Source organism: Phycicoccus elongatus Lp2 (assembly GCF_000367525.1).
GTDB classification, from domain to species: Bacteria; Actinomycetota; Actinomycetes; order Actinomycetales; family Dermatophilaceae; genus Phycicoccus_A; species Phycicoccus_A elongatus.
This window is the reverse complement of record NZ_HF570956.1, coordinates 921,989-944,189: the sequence shown is the minus strand read 5'-3', so window position 1 is coordinate 944,189 and position 22,201 is coordinate 921,989. Positions and strand designations below refer to the sequence as shown.

23 protein-coding genes are annotated in these 22,201 nt (G+C 69.2%); 15 read left to right on the top strand and 8 right to left on the bottom strand.

The genetic code is table 11. The features are described 5' to 3' along the window. Nucleotides 1–24: 24 nt before the first annotated feature. A complete protein-coding gene (locus tag BN10_RS04515) occupies nt 25–270 on the bottom strand; it encodes a hypothetical protein (protein ID WP_010849985.1) in 246 nt (81 codons plus the stop codon). A gap of 295 nt (nt 271–565) precedes the next feature. Between BN10_RS04515 and mtrA the strand changes: the two genes are divergently transcribed. The 7 genes from mtrA (at nt 566) to BN10_RS04480 (ending at nt 8,129) form a co-directional block, all read left to right on the top strand. After that, nucleotides 566–1,243 (top strand): MtrAB system response regulator MtrA, encoded by a 678-nt coding sequence (gene mtrA, locus BN10_RS04510; RefSeq protein WP_010849984.1) that lies wholly within the window; start codon nt 566–568, stop codon nt 1,241–1,243. 2 nt (nt 1,244–1,245) lie between these two features. Next, complete coding sequence (mtrB, locus tag BN10_RS04505; RefSeq protein ID WP_010849983.1) at nt 1,246–2,898, top strand: MtrAB system histidine kinase MtrB; 1,653 nt, start codon at nt 1,246–1,248, stop codon at nt 2,896–2,898. Continuing rightward, nucleotides 2,895–4,649, top strand: coding sequence for an LpqB family beta-propeller domain-containing protein (locus tag BN10_RS04500; RefSeq protein WP_010849982.1), 1,755 nt, complete (start codon nt 2,895–2,897; stop codon nt 4,647–4,649). Before mtrB ends, BN10_RS04500 begins: the two co-directional genes overlap by 4 nt. A gap of 86 nt (nt 4,650–4,735) precedes the next feature. After that, on the top strand, nt 4,736–5,455 hold the full coding sequence (locus BN10_RS16185; protein ID WP_156917133.1) for a ComF family protein: 720 nt from the start codon (nt 4,736–4,738) through the stop codon (nt 5,453–5,455). A gap of 100 nt (nt 5,456–5,555) precedes the next feature. Then, nucleotides 5,556–6,212, top strand: coding sequence for a ribosome hibernation-promoting factor, HPF/YfiA family (gene hpf, locus BN10_RS04490; protein ID WP_010849980.1), 657 nt, complete (start codon nt 5,556–5,558; stop codon nt 6,210–6,212). Between the two features lie 28 nt (nt 6,213–6,240). Further along, a complete protein-coding gene (locus BN10_RS04485; RefSeq protein ID WP_040752520.1) occupies nt 6,241–6,930 on the top strand; it encodes a response regulator transcription factor in 690 nt (229 codons plus the stop codon). Nucleotides 6,931–6,938: 8 nt separating this feature from the next. Then, complete coding sequence (locus BN10_RS04480) at nt 6,939–8,129, top strand: winged helix-turn-helix domain-containing protein (protein ID WP_010849978.1); 1,191 nt, start codon at nt 6,939–6,941, stop codon at nt 8,127–8,129. A gap of 54 nt (nt 8,130–8,183) precedes the next feature. Here BN10_RS04480 and BN10_RS04475 read toward each other — a convergent pair whose 3' ends face one another. Continuing rightward, nucleotides 8,184–9,329 (bottom strand): GNAT family N-acetyltransferase, encoded by a 1,146-nt coding sequence (locus BN10_RS04475; RefSeq protein ID WP_010849977.1) that lies wholly within the window; start codon nt 9,327–9,329, stop codon nt 8,184–8,186. Nucleotides 9,330–9,463: 134 nt separating this feature from the next. Here BN10_RS04475 and secA point away from each other — a divergent pair, with 134 nt between their 5' ends. Then, entirely contained in the window at nt 9,464–12,343 is a 2,880-nt protein-coding gene (gene secA, locus BN10_RS04470; RefSeq protein ID WP_010849976.1) for a preprotein translocase subunit SecA, read from the top strand. 78 nt (nt 12,344–12,421) lie between these two features. On the opposite strand, the gene BN10_RS04465 is transcribed toward secA, so the two are convergent. Both BN10_RS04465 and BN10_RS04460 read right to left on the bottom strand, forming a co-directional pair. Beyond that, nucleotides 12,422–12,979 carry an Rv3235 family protein gene (locus BN10_RS04465; RefSeq protein ID WP_010849975.1) on the bottom strand — a complete coding sequence of 186 codons (558 nt, stop codon included), beginning with the start codon at nt 12,977–12,979 and terminating at the stop codon, nt 12,422–12,424. A 5-nt stretch (nt 12,980–12,984) separates the two neighbouring features. Next, a complete protein-coding gene (locus BN10_RS04460) occupies nt 12,985–13,794 on the bottom strand; it encodes a LysM peptidoglycan-binding domain-containing protein (RefSeq protein ID WP_156917132.1) in 810 nt (269 codons plus the stop codon). 102 nt (nt 13,795–13,896) lie between these two features. Between BN10_RS04460 and BN10_RS04455 the strand changes: the two genes are divergently transcribed. Next, nucleotides 13,897–14,448 carry a hypothetical protein gene (locus BN10_RS04455; protein WP_010849973.1) on the top strand — a complete coding sequence of 184 codons (552 nt, stop codon included), beginning with the start codon at nt 13,897–13,899 and terminating at the stop codon, nt 14,446–14,448. Nucleotides 14,449–14,463: 15 nt separating this feature from the next. Here the strand turns inward: BN10_RS04455 and BN10_RS04450 are convergent, their stop codons facing one another. Then, nucleotides 14,464–14,676, bottom strand: coding sequence for a helix-turn-helix domain-containing protein (locus BN10_RS04450; RefSeq protein ID WP_010849972.1), 213 nt, complete (start codon nt 14,674–14,676; stop codon nt 14,464–14,466). Nucleotides 14,677–14,879: 203 nt separating this feature from the next. Here BN10_RS04450 and BN10_RS04445 point away from each other — a divergent pair, with 203 nt between their 5' ends. The 6 genes from BN10_RS04445 (at nt 14,880) to BN10_RS16705 (ending at nt 20,671) form a co-directional block, all read left to right on the top strand. Next, nucleotides 14,880–15,554, top strand: a complete 675-nt coding sequence (locus BN10_RS04445) for a CpaB family protein (protein WP_010849971.1) — start codon at nt 14,880–14,882, stop codon at nt 15,552–15,554. Continuing rightward, entirely contained in the window at nt 15,551–16,933 is a 1,383-nt protein-coding gene (locus BN10_RS04440; protein WP_010849970.1) for an AAA family ATPase, read from the top strand. The genes BN10_RS04445 and BN10_RS04440 overlap by 4 nt, the downstream gene beginning before the upstream one ends. Nucleotides 16,934–16,978: 45 nt before the next feature. Next, a complete protein-coding gene (locus BN10_RS04435) occupies nt 16,979–18,400 on the top strand; it encodes a WS/DGAT/MGAT family O-acyltransferase (RefSeq protein WP_010849969.1) in 1,422 nt (473 codons plus the stop codon). Continuing rightward, a complete protein-coding gene (locus BN10_RS04430) occupies nt 18,400–18,795 on the top strand; it encodes a DUF6912 family protein (protein ID WP_010849968.1) in 396 nt (131 codons plus the stop codon). Before BN10_RS04435 ends, BN10_RS04430 begins: the two co-directional genes overlap by 1 nt. A gap of 66 nt (nt 18,796–18,861) precedes the next feature. Next, the gene (gene pruA, locus BN10_RS04425; RefSeq protein WP_010849967.1) at nt 18,862–20,493 is read left to right on the top strand and encodes an L-glutamate gamma-semialdehyde dehydrogenase; all 1,632 of its coding nucleotides are present in this window, start codon (nt 18,862–18,864) and stop codon (nt 20,491–20,493) included. Nucleotides 20,494–20,518: 25 nt separating this feature from the next. Beyond that, entirely contained in the window at nt 20,519–20,671 is a 153-nt protein-coding gene (locus BN10_RS16705; protein ID WP_156917131.1) for a hypothetical protein, read from the top strand. A 125-nt stretch (nt 20,672–20,796) separates the two neighbouring features. Here the strand turns inward: BN10_RS16705 and BN10_RS15550 are convergent, their stop codons facing one another. The 3 genes from BN10_RS15550 to BN10_RS04410 are packed head-to-tail and all read right to left on the bottom strand — an operon-like array spanning nt 20,797 to nt 22,161. Continuing rightward, nucleotides 20,797–21,288 (bottom strand): DUF2505 domain-containing protein, encoded by a 492-nt coding sequence (locus BN10_RS15550; RefSeq protein WP_010849966.1) that lies wholly within the window; start codon nt 21,286–21,288, stop codon nt 20,797–20,799. 13 nt (nt 21,289–21,301) lie between these two features. Beyond that, complete coding sequence (locus BN10_RS04415) at nt 21,302–21,835, bottom strand: hypothetical protein (RefSeq protein WP_010849965.1); 534 nt, start codon at nt 21,833–21,835, stop codon at nt 21,302–21,304. Beyond that, nucleotides 21,832–22,161 (bottom strand): hypothetical protein, encoded by a 330-nt coding sequence (locus tag BN10_RS04410; RefSeq protein WP_156917130.1) that lies wholly within the window; start codon nt 22,159–22,161, stop codon nt 21,832–21,834. The genes BN10_RS04415 and BN10_RS04410 overlap by 4 nt, the downstream gene beginning before the upstream one ends. Between the last annotated feature and the right edge of the window lie 40 nt (nt 22,162–22,201).

Below are 22,201 nucleotides of genomic sequence, written 5' to 3'. Positions count from 1 at the left end.
GCCCGGGCGCGCGGCATACCCATGTCAGGGGGCGACCAACAGAGTGTAGCCGTCGGTCCTCTGACGTTCTGTCCAATCGAGTTGCTGGACCAACGCCAGGGTCATCGGGTCCTCGGTGGGGAGGACCGCTGCGCCGGCACCGGTGGCCGCCACGAACGCCTGCCATCCCGGACGGAGCCCCCGCGCCCTGCCTTGGGCGACCAAGTAGTCATAGTCGTACAGGTAGGTCCGAGTATCGACCGCCACGGTCAGGTTCGGCTGGGTGAGCAAGAGCCATCCGCCCAGGCTGTTGGATCCACGGACGGCTGGACAGTGCAGGGTAGGGATCGTTGAAGACCACTTGCCCGGGGATGGGGGCGGCCCTGCCCTGACCTGCTCAGCGCGACGACCGCGAACCCGAGCCGGATCTTGGTCGAAAGGTCGAGTGTTTGGCGAACCTCTCCGGGCATGGGGGAAGGGTAAGGTCGCCGGCGGCGCGGCATACCCGCTTCGGGGAATCCCGCCTGGTGATCACGGGCCGATGTGTGAAGATTGTCCGGACCGCCGCACAGAGGGAGCGCAGAAGGTGAAGGGACGAATCCTGATCGTCGACGACGACCTGGCGCTCGCCGAGATGCTCGGCATCGTCCTGCGCAATGAGGGTCTCGAGGTCACCCACGTGGCCGACGGGTCGTCCGCCGTTGCCGCCTTCCGTGAGTCACGCCCCGATGTGGTCCTGCTCGACGTCATGCTCCCGGGAATCGATGGCCTCGAGGTGTGCCGGCGGATCCGCGCCGAGTCCGGGGTCCCGATCGTCATGCTCACCGCGAAGACCGACACCGTCGATGTCGTGCTGGGGCTGGAGTCGGGGGCTGACGACTATGTCGTCAAGCCGTTCAAGCCCCAGGAGCTCATCGCCCGGGTGCGGGCCCGGCTTCGCCGCGGTGACGACCCGGAGCCAGAGCGTCTCCAGATCGGTGACCTGACCATCGACGTCGCCGGACATTCGGTCAAACGCGATGGTGAGCCGCTCAGTCTCACGCCCCTGGAGTTCGACCTGCTCGTCGCCCTCGCCCGCAAGCCGTGGCAGGTCTTCACCCGTGAGGTGTTGCTGGAGCAGGTCTGGGGCTACCGCCACGCCGGTGACACGCGCTTGGTCAACGTCCACGTGCAGCGCCTGCGCAGCAAGGTCGAGAAGGACCCGGAGCGCCCCGAGGTCGTCGTCACCGTTCGCGGCGTCGGCTACAAGGCCGGCCCGGCCTGATCATGGAGGCGGGCACCACACCCACGCTCGCCGGCCACCTGCGACAATTCCGCACGGCCAGCTCGTCCGGCCTGCGCGGCCTCGAACGTGCGGCGCGGACCACCTCGAGTCGCGCGGTCCGTGAGTGGCGGCAGTCACTGCAGCTGCGGGTCGTGGCGACGACGGTGCTGCTCAGTGTGCTGGTCATCGGCCTCCTCGGGGCCTACCTCTACAACGAGATCGCTCGCGGGCTCAAGGACCAGAAGATCACCGCCAGCCAATACGACGCGCGCACCCTGTCGCGGGAGGCGCAGACCCGCTGGGAGTCATCCACGGCGCGCACGGTCGGCGAGCTCAACATCGCGGCCGGTGACATCATGGCGCGCCTGCGTCCCTCGGATCCGGACCCCAACCGCTACGTCATCATGACTCGCGGCATCGGCAACACCAACCCCACGGTGTTGGCGACGGTCGAGTCCGGGTCCCTCGGCCTGGCCTCGATCCGCAGTGAGCTCAAGCAGGCGGTCAACGATCACCCCGGCACTCAGCAGACGCAACTCAGCGATGTCATCATCGACGGCGCGCGGGTGCCCGCCGTCATGGTCGGCAGTTCGATCCAAGTGCCCTCGGCCGGCGCCTATGACCTGTACTTCGTCTACCCGATGCGCCAGGAACAGGCGACGATGGAGTTCATCCAGAACAGTTTCCTGATCGCCGGACTCATCCTGTCGGTGCTCGTCGGCGCCATCGCCTGGGTGGTGACGCGTCAGGTCGTCACCCCGGTGCGTCGCGCAGCCGCGGTCGCCGAGCGGCTGGCGAGCGGGAAGCTCAACGAGCGGATGGCGTCGCACGGTGAGGACGATCTGGCCCTGCTCGCCACGACCTTCAACGAGATGGCAGACTCGCTGCAGAGCCAGATCCGCCAACTGGAGGGGCTCTCGCGGGTCCAGCAACGCTTTGTCTCCGACGTGTCCCACGAGTTGCGCACCCCACTGACGACGATCCGGATGGCTGTTGACCTGATCCACTCCAGCCGGCAGGACTTCGAGCCCTCGGTGGCTCGATCGGCCGAGCTGCTCCAAGGGGAACTGGACCGATTCGAGTCCCTCCTCGCCGACCTGCTCGAGATCAGCCGATTCGATGCCGGTGCCGCCAACCTGGATCTTGAACCGGTTGACCTGCGCACCACCTTGCGCAAGGTGGTGGACGCGGCCCGGCCATTGGCTGATCGACGCGGCACGCACCTCACTCTCGACCTGCCCAACACGCCCTGCGAGGCCGAGGTCGATGAGCGGCGGGTCGAGCGCATCCTGCGCAACCTGGTGGTCAACGCGATCGAACACAGCGAAGGTCATCCGGTCGTGGCCACGGCTCGCTCCGATGGTGACGCGGTCGCCGTCGTGGTCGAGGACCGCGGTGTCGGACTCCGAGCGGGGGAGGCCTCGCTGGTCTTCAACCGCTTCTGGAGAGCCGACCCGGCTCGGGCCCGCACGACGGGTGGGACCGGACTGGGACTGGCCATCGCCCTCGAGGATGCACGCCTGCACAACGGCTGGCTGCAGGCCTGGGGGCGCCCCGGGGAAGGTGCCAGGTTCCGGTTGACGCTGCCCCGCCGATCCGGCGAGTCCATCACCCTCGCACCCTTGCCGCTGGACCCGGACGAGGTGTCGGCGTGAGACGTCCGCGGCTTGTGCTCCTGGTGCTTGTCGCCGCGCTCCTGGGGCTCTCCGGGTGCGCGGGGATCGGGGGAACCTCTCCGGTGCAGCCCGGTCTCGAGGTCGGGGGGGCCGACGCACCCCGCGTGCGCGTGTTCTTTCCCGGCCCCGTCAACGGCGCCACGCCCGAGTCGATCATCAGGGGATTCCTGCGCAGCGGTGCCGCCAGCGATGGCGACTACGACACCGCCCGGTCCTTCCTGACCCCTGACGCCGCGAAGTCCTGGGTGCCCGACGGCGAGATCCTCGTCTTCTCGACCGAGGCGGACGTGGCGATCCACACGGTGGACGACGCCACCACGACCGTCACCGTGCCGGCCTTGGCGAGGATCAGCGCCGACGGCCGGTATGCCGCGGCTGCGCCCGGCGACACCGTCCAGGCCACCTTCCGCTTCGCCCGCATCGAGGGGGAGTGGAGGATCGCGCAACTGCCCGACGGCTTCGCGCGGTGGCTCGCCGGTGCGGATGTCGGGCGCCTGGTCCAGCCGTATGCGGTGAACTACGTCGCGGTGGACCGACGCTCCCTGATCCAGGACCTCCGCTGGTTCCCCCTCGATCACCTGACCTCGCGGCTGGCTCGCGCCCAGCTGGCGCCGGTGCCTGACGCCCTTGCCGGGGTCGCCACGACGGCCGTGCCGGCCGGCACCCGGTTGGCCGCTGAGTCCGTCTCGGTCGTCGACGGGGTCGCGACGGTGGACCTGTCGGTCAGGCCCCCGGCGGACCAAGCGATTCGTCAGAACCTCTGGGCCCAGTTCGTGGCCACCCTCACCCAGGATCCGAGCGTCGTGTCGGTCACCCTCCAGGTCGACGGTTCGGCGATCGAGCCGCCGGGTGCGTCCGTGCCCGTGTCGGATCCCAGTCAGGTGGGCTTTGCCCCGATCCCCCTGACGACGGCAGCCCCGCTGGTGCGACGCGGCGACCGACTGTGGCCCCTGGACACCGAGGCGCCGATCAGTGGACAGGACCCCAAGTCCGCCGCCCCGGCCCGTGACGACCTGCCCGCCATCGGTGCGGCATGGACCTCGGTGGCGGTGTCGGCTGATGTTCGTGACGTGGCCGCGCTCACCCGTGACGGGAACAACCTGGCGAGGTGGCGAGGTCGTGACCGCTACGACGTTGCCCCTTTCGGGTCCTCCCTCGCCCCCCCGACCTTCGACAGCCGGGGTTATCTGTGGACAGCCATCGGTGGCCGCAGCGACGGAAACCCGGTTCGGGTCATCAGTCTGGCCGAGGCCCCAGCCACGGCTGCGCCGCGTGAGGTCAGCGCCGACTGGCTCGCCGGCGAGGCCGTCCAGGCCGTGAAGGTCAGCCCTGACGGTGAGCGCGTGGCACTGCTCGTGGGCACCGAGGGCGGCGCGTCGCGACTGCTCGTTGCGGGCGTTGTCCGCGGGGCGGGAGCGGCGCCGACCAGTCTGGCCGAGCCGGTCGAACTCGGGGCGCAGGTGGGCCGCAAGCAGGCCGTGGTGTGGTTGAGTTCCACGAGTGTTGCGACGCTCGCCACGGCAGAGGGAGGGGTGACCCGACCGGTCGTGCTCTCGCTGGACGGGACCTCGCTGTCCTTGCCCGACACGCCGGCTGCGCTCTCCCTGACATCGGCCGACAACGAGCGTGGTCTCGTCGTGCTCGACGGCAGCGGTCACGTGCTCGTGCGTGCCGGGCAGTTGTGGCTGTCCGCCGGTGAAGGTGCCGAGGTGCTCGTCCCCGGGCGGTGATCCACAGGCGTCTCGCGATGTGGGCGTCGTCCACAGGCGGCTCGGACGGATTGGTTCCGCAGCGGCGGTGGCGCAAGGCTGGGCGCATGGGGATGCGGCGCTCGGTGGGTGATGTGGCTCGCGCCGTGGTCGGGCTTCTCCTGCCCGGCCGTTGCGCGTCGTGCGGGCAGCCGGCTGACGTCCTGTGTCGCCCCTGCCGCCACGATTTCTCCCGGGCGCGCCTGCCGTTTCCCTCCCGGGCCACCCCGACCCCCTGCCCTCCGGGGCTCCCGACGACGATCACCGCCGCTCCCCTCGTCGAGCCGCTTCGGGGGTTGGTGACGGCCTACAAGGACCAAGGTCGCCGCGACCTGGTCGACCTGCTCGCCGACGTCCTGGCCGGTGCCCTCCGGGTGGCCGTCCACGCGACGGCGTCACCTGTCGTGGTCCCCGTGCCCGGCTCATCGCGAGGCCGACGTCACCGCGGTGATCGCCCGGTCGAGGACCTGGTGGTGGCGGCGACTGCTCGGCTCGCGGATCCGCCGCCGGTGTGGCGGGCCGTTGTCTTCGCGCGGTCACCGGCGGACCAGGCCGGACTCGATCGGGAAGCCCGTGCCGCGAACCTGCGCGAGTCGATGATGCCGTCACCGGGTCTGGGGCGCCGGCTCGAGGGACGGCAGGTGGTGATTGTCGACGATGTCATGACGACAGGCGCCACCCTCGTCGAGGCGGCGCGGGTCCTCCGGGAGTGTGGCGCACACCCTCGTGCGGCGGTGCTCGCCGCGACCCAGCGACAACCGGTTGTCCGCGACCGCGAACCCGACTAGCGTCAGGGGACACGGACATCCCCTCGGGAGGTGGTGCGGCCCCAATCATCGGGTTCGGTGCGCCCGCGCAGATCACCAGTCGAAGCCCCAAGGAGGACTTGTGGACATTGTCGTCACCGGCCGTCACGTGAACGTCTCAGACCGCTTCCGGCAGCACATCACCGAGAAGTTGGCCAAGGTCACGCAACTCGCCCCCCGGACCCGCCGGGTCGAGGTCATGGTCAGCCATGAACCCAACCGCCGGCAGGCCAAGGCGTGCGAACGCGTCGAGATCACGTGCCACGACAAGGGGCCGGTGGTGCGCGCGGAGGCCTGCCAAGAGGACCCGTATGCCGCGCTCGACGTCGCGCTCGACAAGTTGATGGAACGCCTGCGCCGGCAGAACGACCGGCGCCAGGTGCGGCGTGGTCGGCGCAGCCCCGAATCGGTCGCGAGTGCGACAGCGCGCAGTTGGGCGGCCGAGCCGTCGGTGAGCCCCGCGCCCGAGGAGTCGGCACCTGATGGTGGTGACGGCTTCGACGACAGTCCCGTCGAGGTGCGGGAGAAGATCCACACGTCGGCGCCGATGACCCTCGCCGATGCTCTGCGTGAGATGGAGCTCGTCGGTCACGACTTCTACCTCTTCCACGACGTCGAGACCGACAAGGCCAGCGTGGTCTATCGGCGCCACGGGTGGTCCTATGGCGTCCTTCACCTGGATCTTCGCCGGTCTGCGGGGGGCGACGACGCCGAGAATGCCGAAGAAGCGGCATCCTGACCTTGCCTCGTCGGCGGTCCGTGCAAGCATGGTCGCCGTGAACGCTGTGCCGCCCGTGGGCATCGACCGGTTGCGCGTACTCGTGGCTGACGACCACGACCTCTATCGCCGGGGAATGCAGGTGGTCCTCGGACAGGAGGATGACCTCGAGGTCGTCGGGGAGGGTCGCAACGGGGCCGAGGCGGTCGACCTCGCGGTCGAGTTGGTGCCGGACGTGGTGTTGATGGATGTCCGCATGCCCGTCCTGACCGGCATCCAGGCCTGTGGGCGCATCAAGGACCTCGTTCCCTCGGCCAAGATCCTCATGCTCACCATGAGCGACGAGGAGGCCGACCTCTTCGACGCCCTGCGGGCGGGAGCCAGTGGCTACCTGCTCAAGGACGAGCCCGCCGAGGCAGTCATCGACGGGATTCGGGCCGTGCACGCCGGGCACTCGATGATCCCGCCGCAGATGGCGGCGATGCTCGTCACCGAGTTCGGGCGATTGTCGCGGAAGGCGAAGGAGCGGGAACGCGGTCCCAAACTCACCGATCGCGAGATCGAGGTGCTGCGACTCGTGGCCCGCGGCGCGGCGAACAAGGAGATCGCCAAGACGCTGTTCATCTCCGAGAACACCGTCAAGAACCACATCCGCAACATCCTCGACAAGTTGCAGATGCACAGCCGGGTCGCGGCAGCGATGTACGCGATGCGCACCAATCTCCTCGACCAGGACTGAGCGCGGCGATGTCGGCCATGTCACCCGAGGTGATCAGCCGCGACCGTGCGCGGCGGATTGCCCTGGCCGCACAGGGATTCGCGCGGCCACGGCCGAGCAGTGCCCCCACGGTCCGGGACCTCAAGCGGGTGATCGACACCGTCGGCATCGTCCAGATCGACAGTGTCAATGTGCTCGCCCGCAGTCAGTACCTCCCCTTCTTCTCCCGACTGGGTCCCTACGACACCGGTCTGCTCGATGCGCTGAGGGATCGCGCCCCTCGCCACGTCGGCGAGTACTGGGCTCACGAAGCCAGCCTCGTGCCGTGGCCGGTCTGGCGGCACTTCCGCTTCCGGATGGACCGCGCCCAGCAGGATGCCTGGGGCGGGATGCAAAGTGTGGCCCGAGAGCACCCGGACGTCGTGGCAGCGGTCCTGGCCGAGGTGGCCGCCCGCGGCCCTCTCACCGCGCGTCAACTCGAGGCTCGGATGACCCACGATCACGACCGCCCTCGCGAGAACTGGGGGTGGAACTGGTCCGTGGTCAAACGCGCTCTCGAGCACCTCTTCTGGTCCGGTGAGGTCACCTCCGCGGGACGCACCACCCAGTTCGAGCGTCGGTATGCCGTGCCCGCGCGCGTGGTGCCCCCGCGCAGCCGCGAGGTGCTCTCGGACCCGCCGAGTCCGGAAGAGTCCTTCGTCGCGCTCATCGAGTTGGGTGCCCGGGCCCACGGCATCGGCACCGAGCAGTGCTTGCGGGACTATGCCCGCTTGTGGCCCGAGCAGGCTCGTCCCGCGATCGCCCAACTGGTGGAAACCGGCGTGCTGCGGGAGGTGCGGGTGGAGGGATGGAGGCGGCCGGCATACCTCCACCGCGAGGCGCGAGTGCCGCGGAAGGTGCACGCGAGAGCGCTGCTCAGTCCCTTCGATTCCCTTGTCTGGCAACGGGATCGGGTGCGTGCACTCTGGGACTTCGACTACCGGCTCGAGATCTACGTGCCGGAGGCCAAACGCGTGCACGGCTACTACGTCCTCCCCTTCCTGCTCGGTGAGGGCCTCGTCGGTCGGGTTGACCTCAAGGCCGACCGCGCCGCTGGTTTGCTCAGGGTCCAGCGCCTCACCTGGGAGCCGGGCCGCGGGGGAGTCAGCGATCGCGCCGAACTCGACGCCGAACTCGACCTGATGGCCCAGTGGCTCGCCCTCACCCCAGCTTCTGCGTGACGCGGAATTTCGTACCTCGCGCAGAAATAACCGTTCGCGAACCCATTTTCCGCGTCACGCAGAAGTTGGGTTGGCGCGCAGCACCCAGTGACGGGCATCGTCGAAGGAGCCGTCCTCGCGGGCGCAGAAGGCCGGCTCGCGGCCCCACTCGGCGAAGCCCAGGCGCTGCAGCACTGCGGAACTCGCGTCGTTGTCACCCACCGTGAGGGCGACCGCCCGGCGCATTCCGAGTCCGCCGTCCTCAACGGGCGTGAAGGCGTAGGTCAGCGCGAGGCGCCCCGCCGCGGTCGCCGCGCCCCGACCCCGAGCAGAGCTCAGCAGGAAGTAGCCCAGCTCGACCGTGCCCTCTTCCTGGCCGTCCTCGATGAGGCAGACGTCACCCAGGGCTCGATCCGTGGCGCTGTCGGCGATGCACCAGTTGGTCGCCTTGCCCAGCGCGCGGTTGAGGCCCCGCCGGAGCCGCCAGGCGTCATAGGTCTCGGCGATCGGCTCCGCTCCCGGCGGCATGAAGTGGCTGGGCGAGTCGCCGGGTTCGAGGGCATCGACATCGTCGTCCCTCCACGGCCGCAACCGGACCCCCTCGCCCTCGAGGACGACCTGCTCGCGCCACGGCTTGACCGGACGGGTCAGGTCGTCGTCACGACCCACGCTGGCGCGCCAGGCGTCGACCATGGTCCCGCGATGGTCCAGACCCTGAGGGATGACGCCCTGGAAGGTGAAGCCGCACGCCCACGCCACGCGCCACGAGGCGAAGTTGCCGGCGTTGGCGTCCCAGAACATGCGCACCCCGCCCTGGTCGAACCACCACTGGGTGGCCAGCCGCAGAGCGCCCGTCATGAGGTGCCGTCCACGGCCCTCGGGATGCAGGCCAAAGCCGATCGCGCCAAGGCCACCCCCTCGGGGGCGGACGTCGATCGTCCCCAGGAACTCGTGGGCGTGCTCGGTGTCGTCGTCGGCGACCGCTTCGATCGCCCACAGCCGGTTGGCCCCTTCGACGCCCCAGTCCTGGTGGCTCGTCTCGACCCAATCGCGACCCATCGCCTCGTCGTAGCCCAGCGGCACGGTCGTCCAGCGAATCGACTCAGGGTCAAGGCATTGCTCGACGATCCGGGGCACGTCCCCGAACCGGTGCGCGCGCAGCCGCACGACACCATCGGTGAGTTCGGGGATTTCGGGAGCGCGCGTCCTACCGTCGGCCATGGCGTCCACCCAATCACGCGGCCCCGACGGCAGGGAACCGAATATCGGGGTATGCCGCCCAGCCGACTAGTCTTGGTTGGTCCCCGCGGAATGTGCCGCGGTCGAAGTGGTGACTGCGTCAGGAGAGTTCCCCCGTGGTGAAGATCGTCGAGAAGCTGCTGCGTGCCGGTGAGGGCCGGACGGTCAAGAGGCTCGAGAACATCGCCGGGCAGGTCAACGCCATCGAGGAGGACTTCGAGAAGCTCTCCGATGCCGAGCTCCGCGGCGAGACGGACAAGTTCAAGGCCCGCCTGGCCGCCGGCGAGACCCTCGACGACCTCCTCCCCGAAGCCTTCGCCGCCGTGCGCGAGGCGAGCAAGCGCACGCTGGGCAAACGTCACTTCGACGTCCAGCTCATGGGCGGCGCGGCGCTGCACCAGGGCAAGGTCGCCGAGATGAAGACCGGTGAGGGCAAGACCCTCGTCGCGACGCTGCCGTCCTACCTCAACGCCCTGACCGGCAAGGGCGTGCACGTCGTCACCGTCAACGACTACCTGGCTGAGTACCAGTCCGAGCTCGTCGGCCGCATCCACCGGGCCTTGGGCCTGGAGACCGGCTGCATCCTGTCCTCGATGACGCCCGAGCAGCGCCGGGTGGAGTACGCCAAGGACATCACCTACGGCACCAACAACGAGTTCGGTTTCGACTACCTGCGCGACAACATGGCGTGGAGCCCGGCCGAGCTGGTCCAGCGCGGGCACAACTTCGCCATCGTCGACGAGGTCGACTCGATCCTCATCGACGAGGCCCGCACGCCGCTGATCATCAGCGGCCCGGCGGACCAGCCGACCAAGTGGTACCAGGAGTTCGCCCGGATCGCCCAGCGCCTCGAGCGCGGTGAGGACGGTGACCCGATGCGGGGCATCGAGCCGCGCGGGGACTATGCCGTCGACGAGAAGAAGAAGACGGTCGGCGTGCTCGAGAAGGGCATCGACAAGGTCGAGGACTACCTGGGCATCGACAATCTCTACGAGTCGAGCAACACACCTCTCATCGGTTACCTCAACAACGCGATCAAGGCCAAGGAGCTCTTCCACCGCGACAAGGACTATGTCGTCATGAACGGCGAAGTCCTCATCGTCGACGAGCACACCGGTCGCATGCTCGCCGGCCGGCGCTACAACGACGGCATGCACCAGGCCATCGAGGCCAAGGAGGGGGTGCAGATCCAGAACGAGAACCAGACGCTGGCGACGATCACCCTGCAGAACTACTTCCGCATGTACGCCAAGCTGTCCGGCATGACCGGCACCGCCCAGACCGAGGCCGCCGAGCTCAACGGCATCTACAAGGTCGATGTCGTCCCGATCCCGACGAACCGGCCGATGATCCGCATCGACCAGCCCGACCTGGTCTACAAGTCCGAGGTCGCCAAGTACGACGCCGTCGTCGACGACATCGTCCAGCGCCATGAAAAGGGCCAGCCGGTCCTCGTCGGCACCGTGTCGGTCGAGAAGAGCGAGTACCTCTCCGAGCAGCTGCGTCGCCGCGGCGTCAAGCACGAGGTCCTCAACGCCAAGCACCACGAGCGCGAGGCCGCGATCGTCGCCGAGGCCGGGCGCAAAGGTGCCGTCACCGTGGCGACGAACATGGCCGGGCGAGGCACCGACATCATGCTCGGCGGCAACCCCGAGTTCCGGGCCGTGCAGGACCTCAAGGCACGGGGTCTGGACCCCCAGGAGACGCCCGAGGACTACGAAGCGGCCTGGGACGAGGCGTATGCCGCGGCCGAGAAGGCCGTGGCCGCCGAGCACGATGAGGTCAGGGCTGCTGGCGGTCTCTACGTCCTGGGCACCGAGCGCCACGAGAGCCGCCGCATCGACAACCAGTTGCGTGGTCGTGCCGGTCGTCAGGGTGACCCGGGCGAGTCACGCTTCTATCTCTCGCTCCAGGACCACCTTATGCGGCTCTTCAACGCCGGCATGGTTGAGCGGGTCATGAACACCGCCGGCCTGGCCGAGGATGTGCCGATCGAGTCCAAGATGGTCTCGCGCTCGATCCAGTCCGCGCAGACCCAGGTCGAGGCGCAGAACTACGAGATCCGCAAGAACGTCCTCAAGTACGACGACGTCCTCAACCGCCAGCGCACCGTCATCTACGAGGAGCGTCGCCGCGTGCTCGAGGGCGAGGACCTGCAGGAGCAGCTGCGCCACTTCGTCAACGACGTCATCGAGGGCTACATCGACGCCGAGACCGCCGAGGGCTATCCCGAGGACTGGAACCTCGACCGCCTGTGGACCGCCCTCAAGGGCCTCTACCCGATCTCGGTCACGCCCGAGCAGCTCGCCGACGCGGCCGGGGGCCTCTCCGGTCTCTCGCCCGAGCGGCTCAAGGAGGAGATCCTCTCCGACGCCCACCACGCCTACGACGCCCGCGAGGCCGCGCTGGGCGAGGAGGTCATGCGTGAGGTCGAGCGTCGCGTCATGCTCTCGGTCCTGGACCGCAAGTGGCGCGAGCACCTCTACGAGATGGACTACCTGCAAGAGGGCATCGGCCTGCGCGCGATGGCCCAGCGCGACCCGCTCGTCGAATACCAGCGTGAGGGCTTCCTGCTCTGGCAGGCGATGAACGAGTCGGTCAAGGAGGAGGCCGTGGGTCTGCTCTTCCACGTCGAGGTCCAGGCCGAGGAAGCCCCGGCCGCGCCCCAGCCCGTGCACGTCTCCGACATGCTCTCGGCTCTGGCCGGTGCGGCCGGCGAGGAGTCCGCGACGCACAGTGATGGCACCGAGCCGGTGGCTCCATCAGCCTCTGGCCACGGCGTGAAGGTCACCGGTGCGGGGCTCGAGGCACCCAAGGCCCGGAACCTGCACTACTCGGCACCCAGTGAGAGCGGTGGTGTCGAGGAGCACGACGAAGGACCAGGTGGCCAGGGTGTGCAGCTCACCCAGGAGCAGTTGACCAAGACGCCGAAGAACGCTCCCTGCCCATGCGGATCGGGCAAGAAGTTCAAGATGTGCCACGGCAAGGCCTCCTGACCTCCTGACCCTCTGATGGCGCCGGGCCCCGGCCTGCCCAGTGGCAACCCCTCGGGACGCCGCCATTGGGGGATGACGTCAGCCGACGTGGAGGGCCTCGACTCGCCATCGCCCGTCCTGCCCGACCAGACGCAGTGCCATGGCACGCACGCGAGGACCGTCCTGCAGGACCACCGCAAGCTCCGCGACCCCGTCGGCCGGCTCGCACACGCGCACGCTGCGTACAGCGATTCGGGGCCGGGGTGACTGGCCGCTGGCCGAGGTGCCCGATCGTGAACGGGCCACCAGCGACCGACGGGCGATCACGGCATACACCTCGGGGGTGGTCCAGCGCAGCAACTGCGTGGGTTGCCGCAACCCCACCAACACCTCGGCGAGCGCCTGGGCGAGTCGGCGGCCCCACTTCAGGGGCTCGGGCAACTCGGCGCGGGCCGTCGGTTGAGGTCCGAAGAGGATCCGGTCCGGCACCAGTTCGAGCGCGAGGGTGCCCTGGATGTGGCGAGGGGATTGACGGTCTGCCCGGGATCGCGCGATCGCCTCGTCGAGCGAGACGACTTCCGGTCTGTTGGTGGGTTGGGAGGTCGCCCGCACCGACGGAAGCCAGGTCGACATTCCCGGTGGCGGCACCGGGCTCATCGCCGTCACCGCTTCCCCGGGATGGTGAGCTCTACTCCGGGACGCAGGAGGTTGGGGTCGGGCCCGATGACAGCGGCGTTCGCGGCATACCACTGCGGCCAGGCGGCCGCGATCTCGCTGTCCGGCGCGCCAGCGGCGAGATGGTCTGCCGCGATGCTCCAGAGGGTGTCGCCCCGTAGGACCACCACCTTCTCGTCGGCCAGTGGTCTCGCCGCCATCGCGGGGCGGGGGTCGAGCGTGGGCTGGACCTTCACTGTGGGGGCGGTGGCGCGGAAGTTGGCCGCGGGCGCCGGAACGGTCCCGCCGGGCATGACCGAGGCAGTGGGTCGGAAGCCGACGTCGCGGACAGCCCCGATCACGGGCGACGGAGTTCCTTCGGCCATGGCTGCGGCGACGGGCTGTGGAGTTGCTGCCGACGCCATGGCCGGCAGGGCCGAGGTCGTGACAGCCAAGCCCAGGGCGATGGCCACGGCGCGTCGGACCACTGCCGGGACCATGCCGTGGCCCACCCGAGAGCGCGTTCGACGAAGGCCGTGGAAGACCTGGCTGGTGGCCTCGAGAGCGGTCAGCACCCAGAGGAGGGTCGCCACCGCGAGTGCCGTCGCACAGCAGCCGACCATCAGAGCCTCCGCCGGGGACACCGGGCCAGCGCTCGCCAACCGCGTCCACTCACCTCGGACCCACCAGGCGCCGAGCGCCAGGAGCCAAGCGGCGGCGGCCAATCCGAGCGTGACGCCGATCAGTCCCGTGAGCAGCCGAAGGCAACCGATCTTTTGCCAATGAGGCGATATAGAGCGATTTGAGGCAGTTTGCATGGATATGACCATAAGTGAGATGAGTCAGCCGTGCAACCGTTCGCTGCTGGGACGGGTTGACCGGGTGGCTCCCCGAGGCGGAGGCATGGCACCCTTCGAGCCATGGGGGAGCAACGGTGGGAGGACCTGTTCGCGGATCTGGATGCCCAGATGGCGATGCAGAACCGGCTCGAGGCTGATGCCGAGACCGCTGATCGAACGCGTCGTGAGCAGGCCCTCGTCGGCTGGGTCGACCGCGTCATCGGCCATCGCACGCAGCCCCTGAGCCTCGTCCTCGACGGGGGCGTGATCATCGAAGGCGCGGTTCGCGACGTCGGGGCCGATTGGCTGCTTGTTCGACCGCAGAGCGGTGGTGAGGACCTCGTGCGTACCGCCGCGGTGCTCTCGATCACCGGGCTCGGCCGACGCGTCGGGTCAGATGTCACCTCGCGCCGGTTCGGCCTCGGGTCAGTCCTGCGCGAGCTCGCGCGCGACCGGGCTCCCGTGGAAGTGGTCGACCGACGAGGTGGCCGGTCGGCCGGGACGATCGACGTCGTCCATGCCGACGCCCTCGAGCTGGCCCGTCATGACCTGACCGAGGCTCGGCGGGCCGAAAATGTCCTCGGGCGGGTGATCATCCCCTTCGACGCCGTCAGTGTCGTCCGACGTCGGTGAGCGAGGTGGTTGGGATCAGGACCGCTGCTCGGGCTCGACCATCTCGCGCGTGCGTGCGTACATCCGCTGGATGTAGGCCTCCAGCTCGACGGTCTCGACCCTCCACTGGCCACGGCCGCCGACCTTGATCGCTGGCAGGTCCCCGCTGCGGACGAGGGCATAGGCCTGGTCGCTCGAGATGTCGAGGATCTCGGAGACCTCGGTCAGGGGGATGAAGCGGCGGGCCACCCGGGAGTCTCCTTGTCAGGTGTGGACAGTTGGTCCAGTCTGCCACTGCTCAACCCTCCGTCCGCCGCCGTCCACAGGCACGACACTCCGGTGATCGGATCGAAGCGTGGTGTCCACAGGGCGGACCGCCCGTCGGGCGAAGCACCACCGGCTGGGGCAGAATCGCCTCAGGCGTGCAGGGGGTGCGCCGGGGAGGAACACGCATGTCGGACGTCACGACCACTCAGGCCAACCGGCTCCGCCGGCCGACGTGGAAGGACTCCCGCCTGCTCGTCGGCTTGCTTCTCGTCCTGCTGTCGACGGCCCTGGGTGGCTTTGTGGTGTCCCGAGCCGAGGACACCGTGCCCGTGTATGCCGCGAAAGCCGACCTCGTGCCTGGTCAGGCCCTCGGTGACGGAGACGTGCAGCGGGTCGATGTCCGACTCGGCGACACCATGGGGCGCTACCTGAGCGCAGAGGGCGATCTGCCCGCGGGCCTGCACGCCCTGCGTGCCATCGGTGGGGGTGAGTTGATCTCCCGGTCGTCAGTGGGTGACCGCGAGCGCGTCGACACGCGTGTCGTGTCGGTGCTCGTCGACAGTGTGGCGGCGAACTCGCTGGCCCAGGGATCCTTGGTCGACGTCTACGTCAATCGGCCCACCGGAACGACCGGTCCCGGTGGTCGACCCGTGCTGGCCGGCCCGGAACGCCGGCTCGAGCGGGCCACGGTGGCTGCGGTCCCCGAGGAGGGCAGCGTCCTGGGCGGCATCTCCAGTCAGGTGCCGATCCAGCTCATTGTGCCGACCTCCGCAGTCCAAGGCCTCGTCGAGGACATCGATCTGGCCGCCAAGATCACCTTGGTGCCGGTTCCGGGTGACCGCGCCGGAGCACAGGGATGACGCTGACCCTCCTCACGGCGGTCGGCCATCGCCACGAGGCCCAACTGGTGGCCGCGCTCGAGGTGGCGCCCGACATCCGGGTGGTCCGCCGCTGCGCCGACACTCCGGAACTGCTGTCCGTGGCGGCCTCGGGTGCCGCCGACCTCGCGCTGGTATCGGCGACCTTCCGTGGTGTGGATCGTGACGCGCTCAGGTCCCTCGCGAGTCATGGGGTGCGCACGATCGGCGTCTGTGCTGCCGATGACGAGGTCGCCGAACGAGTTCTCCGGCAACTGGGGATCCCCGACATCGTGGACCCCGGGGCTTCGCCCGACTCAATCGCCCAGTCACTGCGTTCGCTCGGCATCGGCGAAGGGCTGGCGTCCGTTGGTGCCGGTGGCGCGTTCTCTCGAGCCACCGACCCGGTGGACCGACCAGCACCCGATCTGGTCGGTCCAAGCGGTGCTGCGGCCTCCGGGTTGCGACCCATTGGTGTCGGAGCAGGACTTGATCCGACCCCGCAGTCAATCGCACCCGAGGAGTCGGTCGGATCCGGCGATGACGGTCCGGTGGGGCGGGTGGTGGCCGTGTGGGGCCCGACCGGCGCCCCCGGCCGGACGACCCTCGCGGTGAGCCTGGCGGCCCTGGCCGCCTCGGAGGGCAAGCAGGTGCTCCTCATCGATGCCGACACATGGGGCGGCAGCATCGGGCAAGTCCTCGGCCTGGTCGATGAGGCGCCCGGCATCGCGGCGGCTGCCCGGCTCTCCGAGCAGGGAATGCTCGACGTGCCCAGGCTCTCGCGGGTGTCTCCTGAGGTGGCCCCCGGCCTGCGTGTCCTGACCGGCCTGCCCCGGCCCGATCGTTGGCACGAGGTCAGGGCGGCCGCCATGGCGGACGTCCTCGCCGTCGCCACCCGATTGGCGCAGGTCGTCATCGTCGACTGTGGCTTCGCGATCGAGGACGACGAAGAGCTCAGCTACGATACCGCCGCACCCCGGCGCAATGCCACGACGCTCGCGAGCCTGGCCGCCGCGGACGAACTGGTCGTTGTCGGGTCCGCCGATCCTGTGGGCCTGCAGCGACTCGTCCGCGCGGTCCAGGACGTTGTGGAGCATGCCGACGTCACGCCGCGGGTCGTCGTCAACAAGACCCGGCGTTCCGCCTGCGGCCCCGACCCGGAGCGCACCATCACCGAGTTGCTCGGGCGGTTCGCCGGGCTCGACGTGGTGCATTGCCTGCCCTGGGCCCCGGACGAGACCGATCGCGCCCTCTGGGAGGGCCGCAGTTTGAGCGAGGTCGCAGGCGACGGACAGCTGGTGACGGCCATCCGGGCCTTCGCCGGCGGGTGGTTGCTGACCCAGGAATCGGCCGTTCGACGGGGACGTCGTCGACGTCGCTGAGCCGTCCTCGTGCCGCAGTGGCCCGCTGTCTGACACCATGGCCCCGTGCCTGACCGACTCACCTCGCTCGATGCCTCCTTCCTGGTGATGGAGGACGCCTCGACACCCATGCACGTGGGGTCGGTCATGGTCTTCGACTCGCCACCTGGGGGTTTCGACCACGACGCCATGGTCGACCTCATCGCCCACCGCCTCGCCTTCGTGCCGCGATACCGCCAACGGGTCAGAGGCGTTCCCGGCGGTTTGGCCAACCCCGTGTGGGTCGATGACGAGCACTTCGACGTCGGCTATCACGTTCGGCGCTCTGCCCTTCCTCGACCGGGCACCGATGCGCAACTCGAAGAACTCGTGGCCCGGATCATGCCGCGCCCCCTCGACAGGCACCGGCCCCTGTGGGAGGTCTATCTCGTCGAGGGCTTGGCCGAGGATCGATTTGCGATCCTCACCAAGACCCACCATGCCCTCGTCGACGGCTACAACACGGTCGACATCGGTCAGGTCATCCTCGACGGTGCTCAAGACGCCGAAGTGGCCCACCCTCCCGCCTGGCGCCCCTCTCGCGAACCCACGGGGCCCGAATTGCTCGTGGGCGCCATCGCGGACTCGGTCCGTGGACCTGCCGAGTTCATCGAGACGGTTCGATCCGGTGTCTCTGACGTCAAGGCTGCCGGGGGCCGGGCAGTGTCCGTGGCGGGTGAGGTGATCTCGGCCATCGCTCGCGCGTCCCGGTCGGCCCCCGAGTCCCCCCTGAACGCCAAGGTGGGGCGGGCCCGCCGGTACGTCATGATCGGCACGGACCTCGAGGACCACCGGCGCGTGCGAGCGCGGTTGGCCCAGGGCAATGTCGCCGAGGACATCACGGTCAACGACGTCGTCCTGGCCACTCTGGCCGGTGCCTTCCGGGCGTGGTTGCTCACCCGGGGCGAGCCGGTTCACACCACGACCACCATCCGTGCGATGGTCCCGGTTCGACTGGACCGAGCCGACGAGCCCGGCAAGGAACTCACCGCCTGCTTCGTCGACCTGCCGATCGGCGAGCCCCGGGCAGCCATGCGCCTGCACCAGATCTCCTTCGCCATGCGCCAACAGATGGAGGGCGGCGGTGCCATGGGCGCCGACACCCTCGCCGGCCTCGCCGGCTTCGCGCCACCGACCATGCACGCCATGGGGGCTCGCCTGGCCGGCGCCTTCAACCGGCGCCTCTACAACGTCGCCGTCACCAACGTGCCGGGTCCCCAGCGCCCCTTGTATGCCGCGGGCGCGGCGATGGTCTCGAGTTACCCGGCGATGCCGCTCAGCCCCGGCCAGGGCCTCTCGATCGGTCTGACGTCCTATGACGGCGGCGTCTACTACGGGCTGTATGCCGACCGGGATGCCTTCCCCGACCTCGACGTGCTCGGCCACGGCATCGTGGATGGACTCCAAGAGCTCCTCGACGCGCCCCGTGCCCGTGGACGGCGGTCCTGATGGCCCGGTCGCGGGTTTACCTGCCGTTGCGCCGCGATGGTCTGCTGGCCCTGCAGGCCGGCGCGCTCCCCGCCGGCGCCGAGGTCATCGCTGTAGCGCCGGGAGCCACCGAGGAGCGCGAGCACGAGGCCTGGCTGCAGGCAGCCGATCTGGCCGGGACGTGGGCCACAGCCGATGGCCGCCGTCGGATCGTCGTGGCTGCGGACGTCGACGAGACCGCCGTGGACCCGATTCCCGGTGACCACCCCATGCCCGGTGTCCTCACCGTCGCTCTGCCATTGAAGGCGGTCGTGAGTTTCCACGTCGACGAGACGGTGGGCTCCGAACTGGGCGACCTGCTCTGGCATGACGTGACCGAGATCGAGGCTGTTCGCGCGCTCGTGGACGCACCCTGAGGGAGCATGCACCGCGGGGGTGAGACGATGAGCGCATCTCATCGCCGAGCCCAGGAGTGTCCCTTCATGGATGCCGTGACCAGCACCCCCGCACCGATCAACGAGCCGGTCCTCGACTACGCCCCCGGAAGCGCCGAGCGTGCCGCCCTGGAGGTGGCGCTCGCCGAACTGGGCAACGCCAAACCGACCGAATTGACCCACGTCATCGGTGGCAAGCGGGTGCAGGGCAAGGGCAAGGCAGCCAAGGTCGTCCAGCCGCACGCCCACCGCAAGGTGCTCGGCACCCTGCGGGACGGCACCAAGGCCGAAGCCGGGGCCGCCATCGACGCGGCCATGGCCGCTGCCCCTGCCTGGCGCGACCTCTCCTTCGACGACCGGGCCGCGATCCTGCTCAAGGCAGCCGACCTGCTCGCCGGCCCCTGGCGAGCCCGGATCAACGCCGCGACCATGCTGGGACAGAGCAAGACGGCATACCAGGCCGAGATCGACAGCGCGTGCGAGTTGATCGACTTCTGGCGCTTCAACGTCCACTTCGCGCGGCAGATCCTCGCCGAGCAACCCCCCGCGAATGCGCGGGGCATCTGGAACCGCACGGACTACCGCTCGCTCGAGGGTTTCGTCTACGCCGTCACCCCCTTCAACTTCACGGCGATCTCGGGCAACCTGCCGACCGCGCCGGCGCTCATGGGCAACACGGTGGTGTGGAAGCCGAGCCACACCCAGCAGTTCGCCGCCTCGATGATCATGGAGGTCCTCGAGGAAGCCGGGATGCCTCCCGGCGTCATCAACATGGTGACGGGCCATGGGCCGGCGATCACTCCAACAGTGTTGGGACACAGCGAGTTCGCCGGGCTTCACTTCACGGGGTCCACGCGAGTCTTCCAGGAGTTGTGGCGCCAGATCGGGGAGAACCTGCCGAACTACCGGCACTACCCGCGGGTCGTCGGCGAGACCGGCGGCAAGGACTTCATCCTCGCGCATCCGTCGGCGAACCCGGACGTGCTGCGCACGGCCATGATCCGTGGTGCGTTCGAGTACCAAGGGCAGAAGTGCTCCGCCGCCTCACGTGCCTACGTGCCGCGGTCGCTGTGGAAGATCATCAAGGACGACCTCGTGACGATCACCGACGGACTGTCGATGGGTCCGGTCACCGACCTGTCCAACTTCATGGGCGCGGTCATCGACGATCGCGCCTTCGCCAAGCACAAGGCGGTCATCGACCGGGCGCAGGCGACCGCGGGACTCAACATCGTGGCCGGCGGCACCTACGACGACTCCGAGGGCTGGTTCGTGCGGCCGACCATCATCGAGTCCAATGATCCGACCGACCGGATCTTCACCGAGGAGTACTTCGGTCCGATCCTCTCGGTCCACGTCTACCCCGACGGGCAGTTCCGCAGGGTGATGGCGCAGATGGAGTCGTCCTCGCCCTATGCGCTCACCGGGTCGATCATCGCCCAGGACCGCGAGGTCATCGCCGAGGCGATGCAGGCACTGCGCTTCGCGGCAGGCAACTTCTACATCAACGACAAGCCGACCGGTGCGGTGGTGGGGCAGCAGCCCTTCGGTGGCGGTCGGGCCTCCGGCACGAACGACAAGGCCGGCGCCCCGCAGAACCTGCTGCGCTGGACGTCACCACGCTCGATCAAGGAGACCTTCGTGCCGCCGACGAGTCACGCCTACCCGCACATGGGGTGAGCAAACGACCGGAGGGGTGTGCCGCGTGGTCACGCGGCACACCCCTGCGGTCATGATCGACGAGGGACTGACCCGTCAGCCCTTGGAGACCTTCACGGTGAAGGTCGTGTTGGGCAGCGCGGGAACCGAGGCCAACGACCACCTTGCGCATGAGTGCCTCCTGATCACCCTGTGCTGAAGGTGGATGTTGCCTGGCACAACGATGGCTGACCGCGTGCGTGGATTCCCACAGTCCAGGGGAAGGTATGGCCGAACGAACGATGCGTGACAAGGACTCCGCTGAGAGTCCCCAGAAGCAGGCCGTCAGCCGTGCAGCCGCTCCTTTGCCATCTCGGCGACCGCGTCGATGCCTGCGAGGATTGCGGGGGCGGCGGCCTTCTCAATGGTGCCCCCGATGAGAGGGACCTTGGCCTTGAGGTCGGCCCTGACCTCCTGGGTGGCCCCCTTGGCGCTGGGTGTGAGGTCGATGGTGCCGGTCAGGGCCACCGGCACGCCGTCGATGCGAAGCGTGACGGTCCCGTGACGGGCGCCGTCCGGCCCTGCCGGTCCCCAGTCCTGGACCTCGTCGAGGATGAGCACGGGCCCAGCGAACTTCTTCGCGACATCGGGAAGGTCGTCGGTCGGAAGCGTCCGCCGGGTGGTCACCACGGTGTGGTCGCCACGGGTGGTCACCTGGTGCGACTGCCCGCCCACCGACATCTGGTTCACTGTGGCCGCCACGAAGTCGGGGTCCGTCAGGACGGTGAAGACCTCGTTGGGCCCGTGGTCGTAGTCGGCGCGGGTGCGGATGTCCATGGGCGCGATCCTCTCACCCGCGCCGCAGTCGGGCGGACTCCTCGGCCACACGAGTCATCGAGCCGCGGAGCACGTCCTCGAGGCGAGCTCGTCGGCGCGCGGCATCCCGGATGAGGGACTGCAACTGAGCCTCGAGAAGGGACAATTCGTCATCCAGGTCGACCTCGTGCTGCACGTCGACCGTCCCCCTGATGCCGGGCTCCGGGCGCAGGTGACGGTCCTCGAGCACCAACCCGCGGACCGCCGCCCGGTCCAGGACCGCGCGCAGCGACGCGTGCGTCGTCGAGAGCTCGTCGGCGTGGGTGCGCAACGCCTCGCCGACTGTGCCCAGCTCAGCGGCCGCCGTCGTGCGTGCTCGGTCGAGGGAGCACCGCTGGCGATCCAACTCGCGGTGCACCCGGTCGAGGCGGCGGGGCAGGTCGTCGGTCACGGGGGGCTTGGGTGGGTCGAGAGTGGCCAGACGGCGCTGGACGACCCCAGCGGCCGTGGCGAGGCGGGCGATCGAGCCCGGATCGCCCGGTGCCGTGTTGGCCAGCCCCCGCGTCATGGCAGGTCCCCGTCTGCCAAATTGGTGCGCAACTCCGTCTCAGAGGCGAGCTCGCCGATGGCCCGCAGGAGATCCACGACCTGGTCGACCCAGTCGTCGACGGCATGCTGCGACGAGGCCTCCCCGAGGACCGGAATCATCGAGAAGAGCTCCTCCTCGGCGTCGGCTCCGGCGGTGATCAATGCCTTGAGCCAGGCGCTCGCGGAGCGTGGCCCCGCCGTCAGCGCTGCCTCGAGTGACGATCCGGACGAGGGAATGCCTGCCTCCACCAGCCGGATCCCGGGGCCATCGCTGGTCCGGGATCGCAGGTCATCGGTCGAGGGCACCTCCACACGTTAGCCCTGCGGGTCGGTGCGCCGGGGGTCG